General features: G+C 62.2%; 10 protein-coding genes. 5 read left to right on the top strand and 5 right to left on the bottom strand.

Annotated elements, in window-relative coordinates; genetic code table 11:
- Window positions 1-108: 108 nt before the first annotated feature.
- The 4 genes from V5B59_RS19320 (at window position 109) to V5B59_RS19305 (ending at window position 5237) form a co-directional block, all read left to right on the top strand.
- Entirely contained in the window at window positions 109-2343 is a 2235-nt protein-coding gene (locus V5B59_RS19320) for a penicillin-binding protein 1A (RefSeq protein ID WP_332352235.1), read from the top strand.
- 291 nt (window positions 2344-2634) lie between these two features.
- Window positions 2635-2835: a hypothetical protein gene (locus V5B59_RS19315; RefSeq protein WP_034919060.1), complete on the top strand. Its 201-nt coding sequence runs from the start codon at window positions 2635-2637 to the stop codon at window positions 2833-2835.
- Window positions 2836-3001: 166 nt separating this feature from the next.
- Window positions 3002-4933 (top strand): lipid A export permease/ATP-binding protein MsbA, encoded by a 1932-nt coding sequence (gene msbA, locus V5B59_RS19310; protein ID WP_169069672.1) that lies wholly within the window; start codon window positions 3002-3004, stop codon window positions 4931-4933.
- A complete protein-coding gene (locus V5B59_RS19305) occupies window positions 4902-5237 on the top strand; it encodes a DUF1640 domain-containing protein (RefSeq protein ID WP_288129946.1) in 336 nt (111 codons plus the stop codon). Before msbA ends, V5B59_RS19305 begins: the two co-directional genes overlap by 32 nt.
- Window positions 5238-5301: 64 nt before the next feature.
- Here the strand turns inward: V5B59_RS19305 and V5B59_RS19300 are convergent, their stop codons facing one another.
- From V5B59_RS19300 to V5B59_RS19285, 4 genes are all read right to left on the bottom strand, one after another.
- Complete coding sequence (locus V5B59_RS19300) at window positions 5302-6738, bottom strand: lipopolysaccharide kinase InaA family protein (RefSeq protein WP_169069673.1); 1437 nt, start codon at window positions 6736-6738, stop codon at window positions 5302-5304.
- A gap of 78 nt (window positions 6739-6816) precedes the next feature.
- Complete coding sequence (gene rfaP, locus V5B59_RS19295) at window positions 6817-7641, bottom strand: lipopolysaccharide core heptose(I) kinase RfaP (RefSeq protein WP_034919063.1); 825 nt, start codon at window positions 7639-7641, stop codon at window positions 6817-6819.
- Window positions 7638-8765 (bottom strand): glycosyltransferase family 4 protein, encoded by a 1128-nt coding sequence (locus V5B59_RS19290; protein ID WP_169069674.1) that lies wholly within the window; start codon window positions 8763-8765, stop codon window positions 7638-7640. The genes rfaP and V5B59_RS19290 overlap by 4 nt, the downstream gene beginning before the upstream one ends.
- Complete coding sequence (locus V5B59_RS19285; RefSeq protein WP_308240070.1) at window positions 8765-9682, bottom strand: lysophospholipid acyltransferase family protein; 918 nt, start codon at window positions 9680-9682, stop codon at window positions 8765-8767. Before V5B59_RS19285 ends, V5B59_RS19290 begins: the two co-directional genes overlap by 1 nt.
- Before the next feature lie 226 nt (window positions 9683-9908).
- Between V5B59_RS19285 and metK the strand changes: the two genes are divergently transcribed.
- Complete coding sequence (gene metK, locus V5B59_RS19280; protein ID WP_169069676.1) at window positions 9909-11075, top strand: methionine adenosyltransferase; 1167 nt, start codon at window positions 9909-9911, stop codon at window positions 11073-11075.
- A gap of 207 nt (window positions 11076-11282) precedes the next feature.
- Here the strand turns inward: metK and V5B59_RS19275 are convergent, their stop codons facing one another.
- Complete coding sequence (locus tag V5B59_RS19275) at window positions 11283-11996, bottom strand: PEP-CTERM sorting domain-containing protein (RefSeq protein ID WP_169069677.1); 714 nt, start codon at window positions 11994-11996, stop codon at window positions 11283-11285.
- Between the last annotated feature and the right edge of the window lie 1082 nt (window positions 11997-13078).

Raw genomic sequence — 13078 nt, 5'->3', positions numbered from 1 at the left:
TTCCTCAAATATAATGGCGGGCAATTGCCCTTTTTGCCGGACGCCCTGTTGCCTACTGCCCTACGCTGGTTGATCTATCCGATTCTTGTGGTTCTCGGAATTGTTGCAATGGCCACCGCGATGCTGGTCATTGTCCTGAGCCTGGCCTACCCGAACCTGCCGTCGCTGGAGATTCTGACCGACTATCGGCCGAAAATCCCACTGCGGGTGTATACCGCGGATGACTATCTGCTCGGCGAGTTTGGTGAAGAGCGCCGGGCGGTCGTCAGCATCCAGGATGTTCCGGCGATCATGAAGCAGGCCATCCTGGCAGCAGAGGACGAGCGCTTTTATCAGCACGGCGGGGTCGATACGCTGGGTGTCCTGCGTGCGCTGTACGCCAACCTGTTGAGCGGTGGCAAGCGCCAGGGCGCATCGACGATCACCCAGCAGGTCGCCAAGAATTTCTTCCTTTCCTCGGAAAAAACCTATACCCGCAAGCTTTACGAAGCGCTGCTGTCGTTCAAGATCGAGAGCAATCTCAGCAAGGACCAGATCTTCGAGCTGTACATCAACCAGATATTTCTCGGGCAACGCGCCTACGGTTTCGCCGCTGCCGCCCAGATCTATTTTGGCAAACCGCTTGCCGACCTGACCGTCGCCGAAGTGGCCATGCTTGCCGGACTGCCGAAAGCGCCCTCCGCTTACAACCCGGTGGTCAATCCAAAGCGCGCCCGCATCCGCCAGCAGTATGTCCTGCACCGGATGAACGAGCTTGGCTTCATCAACGATCAGCAGTACCAGGCTGCGCTTGATCAGGCATTGGTGATCCGGCGCGACGTCAGCGAGACACCGATGCACGCCGAGTTTGTCACCGAAATGGCACGCCAGATTGCCGCCGAGCGTTTTCCCGATGATGTCTATACGCGCGGCCTGCGCGTCTACACGACGATCCTCAAGGAGGATCAGGAAGCGGCTTACCTCAGCGTCCGCCGCGGGGTGATGGACTACGACCGCAGGCATGGTTACCGCGGTGCCGAGGCCTACGTCGACATCGCTGAGATCAAGTCGGAACAGGACGAAGCGCTGGATGAATTGCTGCTGGATTTCCACGATCCGGACGACCTGCACCCAGCCATCGTGCTGCAGGCCGACACCAGGAAGATTCGTGCCTACCGCCGTGGCGGCGAAGTCGTCACCATCAGCGGCGACGGCCTGAAGTTTGCTGCCCGCATGCTTGACGAGAAGGCACCGCCCAACAAACGCCTGCGTCGTGGTGCGGTGATTCGCGTCCAGGCGGACGAGAAGAACAACTGGCGTATCGTGCAAATGCCGGAAGTGGAAGCCGCATTCCTGGCTGCCGATCCGCGCGACGGCGCGATCCGCGCGCTGGTTGGCGGCTTCGACTTCAACCGCAACAAATTCAATCATGTCACGCAGGCATGGCGGCAGCCCGGATCGAGCTTCAAGCCCTTCATCTATTCTGCCGCACTGGAAAAAGGCTTCACGCCCGCTTCCGTGATCAATGACGAACCGATCAGTTTTCCCTCCGCCGTAACCGGCAGCCAGGCCTGGGAACCCAAGAACTACGACGGCAAGTACGAAGGCCCGATGCGCATGCGCACAGCGCTGGCCAAATCGAAGAACATGGTCTCGATCCGTCTCCTGCAGGCGAGCGGCGTACACTTTGTCCAGGATTACATTACCCGTTTCGGCTTCGCGGCGAACAAACACCCGCCCTACCTGACCATGGCCCTGGGTGCAGGCTCGGTGACGCCCTGGGAAATGGTCACCGCCTACGCCGTTTTTGCCAACGGCGGCTACCGCATTCGACCCTACGTCGTGCGCGAGATCCAGGACAACAAGAGGCAGGTGCTTGCGCGCGCGGAACCGATCACTGCCGGCGAGGAAAGCCTGCGCGCGATCGACCCGCGTAACGCCTACCTGATGGACAGCATGCTGCGCGACGTCACCATTTATGGAACGGCGGCGCGTGCTGCGGCGACGCTGAAGCGCCGGGATCTCGCAGGCAAGACGGGAACCACCAATGAGCACGTCGATGCCTGGTTCTGCGGCTACCAGCAAACGCTCGTTGGCTGCTCGTGGATCGGCTTCGATCAGCCGCGCAACATGGGCGCTGGCGAAACCGGCGGCACCGCTGCCCTGCCTGCCTGGATCAGCTATATGGCCAGGGCGCTCAAGGATGTTCCGGAGGCATTCCTACCGGCTCCCGAGGGCATCGTCTCGGTCGCTTCGCAGGCGAGCGGCAAGGGTCCGGCCGAAGAACTGTTCTACCAGGAAAATGCGCCAGCCGAACTGGAACCTGAGCCGCCCGCCGACCAAAGCAGCAAGCCGGAAGACTGACGCTCAAGGCCTTTCCCGGCACCCCGATCATCAGAGAGGGTGTCCTTCGAGCAGGCTCGGAGCAGGGTGCATGTGTCGCCGATGTGACTCGCATGGCGAATCCCGTAGCAACTGTGCACTACTTCCTTTCACCTGCAGCACCAGATCCGCGACACTTATTTCAGAGGTCAAGGCCTGCATCTTCTGACCTTTCAGCCTTGGTGTCGGCAGTGGGCGCCAGGTCGACTGCTCAGCCGCTGCGAATCTGGCCCGCCTGTCCGATGCGAGAGTCGGGCGAACATGGAGGTCGAAATGAAAGTGTTGATGGTTGTGGAAGGCGGGGATTGCGCACTGCTGATCCAGCCCGAGGATGAGGAAGGCCGGGCGCTGCTGGCCGCCTTCGGAGTAGCCGGCGAGTTCAGGGCGAGGCTCGGCAGTTGTACGGATTCGCCTGGCGTATCCGCGGCACAGTTCGCTGCAATCTACGAGGGAGCGCCTGCCACTCTCGATTGAAGAAAACCCCGGAAGGCGCGGACCTTCCGGAGGAGGGGGATCATGATGCTGCCAGAGCCGCAGGCAGTCCCGCCTATCCCATTGCCGTCTGCCCCGGTCGTGCCCGCAAGGAAGATCCGGGCAACGTGTTACACTCCGGCGTCAGAATTTCCGGCACGGCCCAAGAATGCCACCCGCGAATACCCCGCCTGTTTCCTCCTTGCGTATCTATTTCCGGCTGCTTGGCTATCTGCGCCCTTTCGTCGGCCTGTTCCTGATCAGCCTGCTGGGTTACCTGATGTTCGCCTCATCGTCCCCGATGATGGCTGCGATTCTGAAGTATTTCGTCGACGGACTGAATGCAGGTAGCGGCGCGACGCAACTGGCAGTTCCGCAGTTCGGCGAGATCGACCTGATCTATGGCATGCCCCTGCTGCTGGTGATGGTCGTCACCTGGCAAGGGATAGGCTCCTTCCTCGGCTCCTACTACCTGGCGAGGGTTTCGCTGGGTCTGATCGACGATTTGCGGCGCGCCCTTTTCGACAGCCTGTTGCGCCTTCCGAACACCTATTTCGACCAGCACAACTCCGGGCATCTGATCTCGCGTATCACCTACGACGTGACGATGGTCACCGGCGCGGCGACCGAAGCAATCAAGGTGGTCATACGAGAAGGGATGACGGTCTTCTTTCTGTTCGGCTATCTGCTGTGGATGAACTGGAAACTGACCCTGGTGCTGGTCGCCATCCTGCCGGTCATCGCTCTGATGGTCAGTCGCGCCAGCCGGAAGTTTCGCAAACAGAGCCGGAAAATACAGGCCGCAATGGGTGACCTGACGCATATCGCGTCGGAAACCATCCAGGGCTACCGGGTAGTGCGCAGTTTCGGCGGCGAGGATTACGAATCGGCTCGCTTTCGGGCAGCGAGCGCGGATAACACCGCCAAGCAGTTGCGCATGGTCAAGACCGTTGCCAGCTACACACCGGCGCTGCAGTTTGTCACCTTCAGCACGATGGCTGCGCTGCTGATGCTGGTGCTGTTGCTGCGCGGTGATTCATCGGCCGGCGACCTGGTCGCTTACATTACCGCAGCCGGCATGTTACCGAAGCCGATTCGCCAGATTTCCGAAGTCAGCGCAACGATTCAGAAAGGACTGGCGGGCGCCGAGAGCATCTTCGCCCAACTCGATGAAGTCCCTGAACCGGATCATGGCCATGTCGAAAGGGATCGTGTCAGCGGTCATCTGCAGGTCAGGGACCTCTCTTTTGTCTATGCCGGGAGTACGCAGTGCGTGCTCGACAGGGTCAGCTTCTCGGTCGAGCCCGGGCAGATGGTGGCGCTGGTCGGGCGCTCGGGAAGCGGCAAGTCGACGCTGGCCAACCTGATCCCCCGCTTCTATCACCACGACTCCGGCCAGATCCTGATCGACGGCGTCGACGTCGAGGACTATACCTTGCGCAATCTGCGCCGGCACATTGCGCTGGTGACGCAGCAGGTGGTGCTGTTCAATGACAGCATCGCCAGCAACATCGCCTATGGGGACCTGTCGACTGCGCCGCGGGCGGCGATCGAAAGGGCCGCCGAGGCGGCCTTTGCCAGCGAGTTCATCGACCGCCTGCCGGACGGCTACGACACGCTGATCGGTGAAAACGGCGTGATGCTGTCGGGCGGACAACGCCAACGCCTGGCAATTGCCCGGGCGTTGCTCAAGGATGCGCCGATCCTGATTCTCGACGAGGCGACTTCGGCGCTCGACACCGAATCGGAACGGCACATCCAGGATGCACTCGACCGGGTGATGGCCGGGCGAACGACGCTGGTCATCGCGCATCGTCTGTCGACCGTCGAAAAGGCCGACCTGATCCTGGTCATGGAACAGGGGCGCATTGTCGAACACGGCACCCACCCGGAGTTGCTGGCCGCCAATGGCCACTACGCGCGCCTGCACGCCAAGCAGTTCCATTCAGAAAACCTGGAACCCTGCGATGATGACGCCAGCCAGCATGGCGATGAAAGTAGCCCGCCAGATTCATGCGGTACTCGCCGGGCGCAACAGGATGATCGTTTCCAAGGAGGCCGTGAAAGCCTTGGCCGAAGCGCTGCAGCAGGCCGAAAATGAGCCCGTCCCAAGCGGGCTTTGTTTCGTCTACACTGCCGGAAAGGAGATGACCATGAGCACCGTGACGTTCGACACCCAGGAATTCGTTGCCAAACTGCGGGCGGCAGGCTTTGATGAAAAGCAGGCCGAAGCCGTGGTGCGCGTCGTCGCGGACGCGCAGTCCCATCTGGTCACCCGCGAGCATTTCGACGTCAAGCTGGAATTGCTGGAAACCAAGATCGACGCCAAGTTCGACAAGCTTTCGTGGATGATGGGCATCCTGATCGCGCTGGCCATCGCCAACTTCGCCAAGCAGTTCTTCTGATCTACCCGCGCTTACCCGCCGGGCCCGCCTGCGACGCCGCGACTGCTTGAACTGCGGCGCAGCCTCAGGCCGCCGGCAGGTGATCGTCAAGCCAGCGCCGGAGAACCGAAGCGGCCGGCCAGTTGCGCAGCAGGCGGGCACGATCACGCTGCCAGGCACGCGCATGCGCCACCGGCAAGCGATGCTGAATGACACCGTCCAGATCGATGAGCAGGACGCGCCCCGCATCCCACAGCAGATTCGTCGCCTTGAGGTCACCGTGGCTGATGCGCTGCCGGTGCATCGACTCGAACAGATGCAGAATGGCCCGCGCCTCGGCAGCGGGCGGTGCATGCTCGGGAGATAAATGCGCCAGCAGATTCGGCCCCGGGCAATATTCGCAGACCAGCCAGGCGCGCCGGCGCAGTGGCCCGCAGCGTTCCTCGAGCAGCGCCAGCGGCGCCGGCGTCGGAATTCCGAGAAACTGCAGCCGATGCCCTTCCCGCCAGGAATGCCAGGCCCGGCTCGGGCGCCACAAGCGGCCGAGCGCGTGCCTCAGACCCTTGAGATTGTAGCGCTTGATCAGCAGCATGCGCTCATCGATGAGCACGCTGGCGACCGTGCAGGTGCCGCCGTCCTTCAAGGGGCGGCCAGCGCTGATCGCGCGGTCCGGCGCAGCCAGCAGCGGCGCCAGCGCTTCGGCATCCTGGCGAAGCACCGCGCAGAAGCGGGTGACGCTCTGCTCGACGGCGAATAGCGTGCAATCGCGCACGGTCTTGGCCAGAAAGTCGCGCAAACGCCAGGCCCTGACGCGCGCGATCTGTTCGTGCAAGTCCGCCAGATCGGGCGACACCTCCCCTGCCCCAGCCTGATATGCCGGCAGCAGCGCCGCCAACTGCCCTTCCCATTCACCAGGCAACTGCGCCAGCAGCACGGCCAGATTGGCACAGGCATCCGCCATCGGCAGCCGCTGTGGCCGACTGACGACGCGCACCGCATCGCCATCGATGACCCACAGGCGGCCGTCGTGGAGCAGAAAATTTCCGAGATGCAGGTCATCCTGCACCAACCCGGCGGCGTGCAGGCGCCCGACCAGGGTCAGCGCCGGTTCCAGAAGCGACAGCGCTTCGGTGTCACCGGCGGCGCGCCCGGCGACGCGTGCCCAGCATTCGGCCAGGCTCTCGGCCGGCTCCAGAAAGTCCGTCAACAGCGCGTGGCCACCGCCGGCCATCGGTGTCGCGACCAGCAGTGTGGGCGTTGGCACGCCGGCGAGAACGAGGGCTTCCAGGCCTGCGCGTTCCTGCCGCCAGTGCTTTTCGCTGCGGCGCCCGACAAACAGTTTGGCCAGCACCCGGCGACCCTCCAGTTCGGCCTCGCCGACCAGGCGCTTGCCGGGCAGCACGCGCAACAGGCGGTGCATGTCGAGCGGACGCCCATCGGCGAGTGCCACCCGGAAGGGCAGCGCCGGATGGCGTCCGGCGGTCTGCAGGGTACTGGCCAGGGTCAGTGCGTCCAGGGTCATGTCACTCGATGAGGCCAGTGGGTAATGGACAAGTTCGGCAGGCCGGCGGCGCCTACCCGGATTTCCGGCAGCAGTCGGTCATGTCATTTCTCCCGCCGCGGACTTGCGTGCAAAACGTGTCTGCAGGCGTTGCCTTTCGTTCGCCAGAGAAGCAAGTAGCGGCGCTTCCTCACGCAACAGCAGGCGTAGCGGCCGGGCAAAATACGCCGCCAGAAAGCGCAACAGGTCACGCTTGGTGAGACCGATGTCGAGTACCGAAAAATAGAGGGCGGCGAGATCCTTGTCGCGCCAGCGGCGTGGCGTCCTGGCCCGGATCTGGGCACGATGCAGGTCGATCAGCGACAATCGGAAGTGCTCTGGCGTCGGCGGCGGGTCGAGATGGAGCAGGAAATGACAGAGATAGAAGTCACGATGGTTGACGCCACCCTGGTGCATCCGCCTCGCCGCGTCGGCCACACGGCCGATCAGCGCACGCTTCAGGCGAACGGCGGGGGAATGCTTCACCCAGTCGAGACAGTAATCCTCGAGACTGACCGTCGGTGCCAGTTCCTCGGTGACGATGAACGAGCGTTGCCGTGCCGGATTGCAGCCGCAGCGGCCGAAGGCCACGGCGCGCATGCTGTCGATGCCGAGTTCCTGCAGCCGCCGGATCGCCCGCCATTCGTTCTGTGCACCGAGCACCGGCAAACGCAGCGAGAGGAGATTCTTGAAAATCTCTGCCCAACCGATGCCGCGATGGATCTTGACGAAATAAGTACGTCCCGCGACTTCGCTGCGCAAGGTGCGGCGCGCCTCCAGTTCGCGAAAGACCTGGCCTTCGAGCGCCTCGACGGCGACGAAAGGATCCTGCCCCTCCCAGAGCGTGCGAAAGGGTTCGTCGAGAAAGCACTCGTCCGTGTTCATTGCCGGTCTTTCAGGATCACCTCGGCCGCCCTTTCGGCATTGCTGTAGATGTCGGCATGCTCGGCAAAGGCCAGGCCATTCTGCTGCCAGCGCCGGCGCGCTGCTTCGTCACGGAGCATCCGCGTCAGTGATTGATCGAGGCACGCCTGTTCGAAAGGTTCGGGAACGACCAGACCAGCGTCGGCCTCGACCAGGTAATGCGCGTAACCACAGACGGCGGTGGTCAACACCGGCAGGCCGGCAACCAGCGCTTCGAGCAACACCGTGCCAGTGTTCTCGTGGTAGGCAGGGTGAATCAGCAGGTCGGCGCCGAGCAGAAAACGCAGGATGTCGCTGCGCCCGCGCAGGATGCTGACGCGCTCGGCAAGTCCGAGCGCGCGCGCCTGGCTGCAGAAGAGCCGGGCATCATCGTCGCCAATGGCGATCAGCCGGCAACGGCCGCGAAGCGCGGCCGGCAAGGCGGCAAGCGCTCTCAGGCTGCGATCCAGCCCCTTGGTCTTGAAACCGGAACCGATCTGCAGCAACAGCAGATCGCTCGCCTGCAGAGCAAACTCGTGGCGGAATTCGGCCCGGATTGCCGGGGCCTCGGCCGGTGCCCGCCGGTCTCTCGAGATGCCTGGTGGCAACAGGTGGAAGCGCGCATCGGGGGTACCGTAGTACTGCTGGAAGAGCGGCTTCTGCAGTGGCGAAATCAACAGAATCTCGGTTCGCCCAGGTGCTGCAAAAACCGCACGCTCGTACGCCGAGAAATGGCGGTAACGCGCCGAAATCCGGTACAGGGGATTGCGCAGCGAGCGCGTCCTGGCCTGGTCTTCATAACAGGGGTCGGCAGCAAAATAGACGTCGAGGCCCGGCATCTTGTTGAAGCCGACGACGCGGTCGGCCGGATGTTTCGCCAGATCGATCCCGACCCAGCGGCTGAACTTCGCATAGCGGCGCGGATTGGTCAATGCCCGGACCGGCACCAGGACCACCTCGAAACCGGCAGGAACGTCTCCGCGCCATTCCAGGGTGTACACCCGAACGAGGTTGCCGCGCGCCTGGCAGGTGAGCGCAATGCGCAGAAAATCCCGCTGCAGGCCGCCGAATGGAAAGTATTTGTACAGGCAGAAGGCAATCTGCATCAATCCCTGCCCGCGCCGCTGTGGCCCGCCGCGCGCTGCGGCGCTTCTTCGCCCGCGCCGGCCGGTGCCGCCTCCGGCGGTGCGGCACTGCCGCGGCGCCGCTTGTAGCGGTTGTAAGCCCAGAGATACTGCCCTGGGCACTGGCGAATCAGATGTTCGATCTCGTGGTTGATCTGTTGCGCACGCTCCTCGATGGTGCCGCGGATCGGCTGCGTCGGTTCCTGCAGGTGGAAATGGTAACCGGCCCCCCCGGGCAGACGTTCGGCCCAGACCATGATCACGCTGGCACCGCTCTCGACCAATCGCGCGGCCAGCGTCATTGTATAGGCAGATTTCCCGAAGAAATCGAGCCAGCGACCTTCGCCCGCTTTCGGCGCCTGGTCGGGCAGTATGCCGACCGCTTCGCCGCGTTTGAGCGCCTTCAGCAGACTGCGCACCCCGGACAGGTCGGCAGCCGCCAGGTGCAACTGGGCACGCGCGCGACCAGCTTCGATCATGGCCTGCAACCAGGCCTGCCGGGGTGGCCGGTACAGGACCGTGATCGGCGCATGCGTGGACAGGTATTGCGCGGTGATCTCGAAACAGCCGAGATGCGGCGTCAGATAGAGGATCCCTTTGCCGCGCCGGGAAGCGGCCTCGACCAGTTCCCAGCCCGATACCTCGACGACGCGAGCGGCCGTCTCGGCGAGCGGTCGCAGCCAGATTCGCGCCAGTTCGAGAGCGCCCTTGCCGGCTTCGCCGATGGCCCTTGGGCGCAGCCGCCGGGTCTCGTCTGCACCGAGTGCGAGCAGCATGTTCTCGCGCATGTGCCGGCGGTAGGTCGGCGACAACAGCCAGGTCAGCCAGCCGAGGAAAGCGCCGAGCGCATGCAGCCAGGCCAGCGGCAGGCGGCTGAGAAGACGGAACAGGAGGATCACGCGTGCGTCCGAATGTGAGGAAGTTGGCAGCAGGCGGTCAGAAAGCTTTGACCCGCCGAAACAAGTAAAACTATAATTATCCATCCGCCGAGTTAATCAGGACAACTTGCAGGGCGGAGGAAGCTGCGGAAGCGGCCACCAAATACTGCTAAAGCGTCGTCTGCTCGTACCCCGGAGCCGGCCACGCAGAGCCGTCTCGGGGTTTTTCATTTGGAGCAGACCTAGCGTGAGCAAAGAGTACCTTTTTACTTCGGAATCGGTTTCCGAAGGCCATCCGGATAAAGTTGCCGATCAGATTTCCGATGCCATCCTCGACGCCATTCTGGCCGACGATCCTCCGGCCCGGGTCGCCTGCGAAACCCTCGTGTCGACCGGCCTGGTCGTCATCTCGGGAGAAATCACCACCAAAGCCCACATCAATTATCGCGAAATCGCCCAGGACGCGGTTCGCCGCATCGGCTACGACAACTCCGAAATCGGCTTCGACTACAAAAGCTGCGCCATTCTGACAGCAATCAACCGCCAATCGCCGGATATCGCACAAGGGGTCAACGAGGGCCAGGGAATCGATCTCGACCAGGGCGCCGGCGACCAGGGGCTGATGTTTGGCTACGCCTGCAACGAAACCGTGTCATTGATGCCGCTACCGATCCATTACGCGCACCGCCTCATGCAGCGCCAGGCCGAGGTACGTCGCGACGGCCGCCTGCCGTGGCTGCGCCCGGACGCCAAGAGCCAGCTCACGGTTCGATATGTGGACGGCCGACCGCTGTCGATCGACACCATCGTCGTTTCCACGCAACATGATCCCGATGTCTCGCACGCCCAGATCTCGGAAGCCGTGATCGAGGAAGTCATCAAACCGGTCCTGCCGCCGGAACTCCTGACCAGCAAAACCCGCTATCTGGTCAACCCGACCGGCCGCTTCGTGGTGGGCGGCCCGCACGGCGACTGTGGTCTGACCGGCCGCAAGATCATCGTCGATACCTATGGCGGTGCTGCCCGGCATGGCGGCGGCGCCTTCTCGGGCAAGGATCCGTCGAAGGTCGATCGCTCGGCGGCCTATGCCGCGCGTTACGTGGCCAAGAACATCGTCGCAGCCGGTCTCGCCGAGCGCTGCGAAGTACAGGTCGCCTACGCGATCGGCGTTGCCCGGCCGGTGTCCTTGATGGTCAATACCTTCGGCACCGGCAAGGTCAGCGACGAAATCATCGTCGAACTGATCGGCAAGCACTTCGACCTGCGCCCAAAAGGAATCATCCAGTCCCTCAATCTATTGCGCCCGATCTACCGGAAAACCGCTGCCTACGGTCACTTTGGCCGCGAAGAACCCGAGTTCACCTGGGAGGCCATCGACAAAGCCGCGACGCTGCGCGCGGAAGCAGGCTTGTAGGCGGGACCGATGAGCCACCAAAGGCGACTGCTGTCGCCTTTTTTCCGCTAACGGTCATGACTTTTCCAGGCCCCCCCGAACCTGAAAACATGGCCGTTTTCCTCCTCCCTTGCAGGACGCATTCCGGCTGGAACTCCGGAACGCTCAATGGGCACGGCATCCTCGGTGAATGCCTCCTCTCGCTGCCCGACTGGAGGAAAACCGCCATCAGGCCTTGCGGCGGCGGTTGCAGCCAAAGGCAAGCAAGCCCAGGCCCACCAGGCCAAGGCTGACGGGTTCGGGTATCGGCGCCGCTGCGTCCGACTGGAGTCTGACTTTGTCGACCAACAGCGAAGATTCCCTGTTGGTATTCGCGCCTTGGAGAGCGGCGAAGCTCAGGGTATGGGAGCCCGCGCCAAGAGGAACGGTCCGGGTAATCCAGTCCGTTGCTCTCGTATAACCTGCAACTCCAGACCCGAATACAGTGCCAGTGCCGCCGGTATCACCGAGCGCAAGCGCAATTCCGTCCAGGACGAAAAACGAGAAGTCATTTGCGAGAGTGGTCTCATTTGTGGCGAAACGCCAATCGAATTGCAGGGTATCTCCTCCGGCACCAACAGTAAAGGTCTGCTGGATTGCACCTCCATTGATGAAGGCTGGTGTGTAACCCGCGGGAGACTTGATTGCCCGGAGAGCTGCATCCGAAACACCAACAAAGGCTTCGAGACCTGCGGCGTTGTTTGCCCCTCCAAACAGGGCAGTAACGCGGGCCGATTTGAATCCGTCTGTTGTCGTCCCGGAAGTCGGCGGATTGTCGAAAACCCCGGTGGAACCGAAGGTAGTCCAGCTGGTAAGTCCAGACTCGAAACTTCCATTGACGATGCCAGCAGATGCCTGGAGTGCGGTAGCCGCCAACAGGGCAGAAAGTAGTACACGTTTCATATGATGACCCCTATAAGTGTGAGATAACGTGATAGACAAACCAAGCCGCGGCCCGGACTGGGCTGAATTTGGGTGATCTGCGTGAGGTACGTGAGATCCAAGCACGTTGTGTGCCATAAACTAAAAATTTTAAAAGTCAATGAGTTACATGGATCACCATGGCCCCTGTTGTTTTTGGTGTAAAAAATTCCGACACTTACTGATGCGTTGTTGCTCATCGTGCGTTTCGGATCGCCATGCTGGAAAAGCAAGCCCTCCCCATTCCAGCCGGCTGTGAACCAGTATAGGATACTGTGGAAGTAACGCAACATTGAATCCCGGTCCTGAAGCAGCACCGCCTCGAAGCGCTACCGTTAGGCAGCAATAGTCCCGGTGCCTGGGCTCTGGTCTCGCCATGCCCGGCTGGCGCAAAAGGATTGCTCGCAAGAGGTGCACGGGGGTGATCATGACGAGGACGCAAGGAGCCGTCATGAAATTGATTGATCGTGGGCTGCAGGAGTTGGCCGCTCAAGAAATAACGAGAGGTTCGGATCCCCGCTGGTTCAGAGGGGCCGGCGAGGACGCCAGCCATCACGACCTACGCCCCGACGATCAACTTCGTCTTGGAGGAGAGGATTGCGCCCGGCAACCGAGGGAATTGCATACCCGCACACGAGCTGGGTTCACCGTAGCGCTGGCCTCGGTCACAAGCTTGGTGATGGCGCCTTAGCCACGAAAAATCCCGCCTGGCCAGTACTGACTGAACATTCCGGACGCCACGCGCCGGCTCGGGTCACGGGCAAGCACCTATCCCCGGGCGTATTGAAAAAGGGAACTCGCCATTGGGTCCGCAAAACGAGTAGGTCCCGCCATTGTCCTTGACGTCATAAGGGTAAGAGTTGCTGCCATAGCTGTGAATGACCTTCGGAAGAATTCCGCGACTGGGACTGGCTGGTGAAATGGTCCAGGTGCCGACCGGTTCCCCCGGACCAGCCGGTCCCCACTCCAGGAGGCGGCCAGTGGTAGTACCAGTACTACCTTCATGGTGCTCCTGCCATTTGCACGAGGAACCGCTGCAGCCAGCTGGCGAGCAGACCGTTTTA

This window comes from Candidatus Accumulibacter contiguus (genome assembly GCF_036625285.1).
GTDB classification, from domain to species: Bacteria; Pseudomonadota; Gammaproteobacteria; order Burkholderiales; family Rhodocyclaceae; genus Accumulibacter; species Accumulibacter contiguus.
Note: the sequence above shows the minus strand (reverse complement) of the source record. Positions and strands in the feature narration are given on the sequence as shown.

Coding starts and splice junctions, on each gene's coding strand:
- V5B59_RS19300 (WP_169069673.1), bottom strand. CDS start 6,738: ATGACCCTGGACGCACTGACCCTGGCCAGTACCCTGCAGACCGCCGGA.
- V5B59_RS19275 (WP_169069677.1), bottom strand. CDS start 11,996: ATGAAACGTGTACTACTTTCTGCCCTGTTGGCGGCTACCGCACTCCAG.
- V5B59_RS19315 (WP_034919060.1), top strand. CDS start 2,635: ATGAAAGTGTTGATGGTTGTGGAAGGCGGGGATTGCGCACTGCTGATC.
- V5B59_RS19290 (WP_169069674.1), bottom strand. CDS start 8,765: ATGCAGATTGCCTTCTGCCTGTACAAATACTTTCCATTCGGCGGCCTG.
- V5B59_RS19320 (WP_332352235.1), top strand. CDS start 109: ATGGCCACCGCGATGCTGGTCATTGTCCTGAGCCTGGCCTACCCGAAC.
- rfaP (WP_034919063.1), bottom strand. CDS start 7,641: ATGAACACGGACGAGTGCTTTCTCGACGAACCCTTTCGCACGCTCTGG.
- msbA (WP_169069672.1), top strand. CDS start 3,002: ATGCCACCCGCGAATACCCCGCCTGTTTCCTCCTTGCGTATCTATTTC.